The organism is Pseudomonas sp. 22490 (genome assembly GCF_052044465.1).
GTDB classification, from domain to species: Bacteria; Pseudomonadota; Gammaproteobacteria; order Pseudomonadales; family Pseudomonadaceae; genus Pseudomonas; species Pseudomonas aeruginosa.
Map to the genome: position 1 here is coordinate 1 of NZ_JBQENS010000103.1, position 535 is coordinate 535.

1 protein-coding gene is annotated in these 535 nt (G+C 73.6%); it reads right to left on the reverse strand.

All coding sequences use genetic code 11. The annotated features are described in order from the left end of the window. A partial coding sequence (locus ACTJJX_RS35090) for a TolC family protein (protein WP_440782070.1) occupies window positions 1-535 on the reverse strand: 535 nt, incomplete at both ends.

The window sequence follows — 535 nt, forward strand, 5'->3', positions numbered from 1 at the left end:
CCGCGACCTGCCGCGAGGCGGCCAGGCTGCGCTGGGCGGCGAGGGCGTCGTAGTAGGCCTGGGCGGCGAGGGCGAAGGTGTTCTGCAGGGTCGCGTCCTGGCTGGCGTTGGCCGCCAGCAGCAACTGCTGGGCGTTGCGCAGGGCGGCGCTGCGGCGGCCGAAGTCGAACAGCACCCAGCTCAATTGGAGGCTGGCGCCACGCCGGTGGCGATGGCCGTCGCCGGAGAGGTAGGGGGCATCGCGATAATCCATGTCGCTGTAGCCGCGACTGGCGTCGAGACGGCCGTCCAGGCGCGGCAGGTAGGCGGACTTGCCGATCCCGACCTGGGCCGCCTGGGCCTTGGCATTGGCCCAGGCGAGGCGGGTCTGTGGGTCGTGGCAGAGGATCCGCTCGATGGCTTCCTCCAGGCTCAGCTCGGTCGGTGGCGGCCCGCCGCGGCAGGGCAAACCGCTGCCGCCGAGGTCGTAGACCGCCTGGCCGGCGACCTGGCCGGCGGTGCCGAACACGTCCGGCTCGTAGGCGGCGGCGCCGGG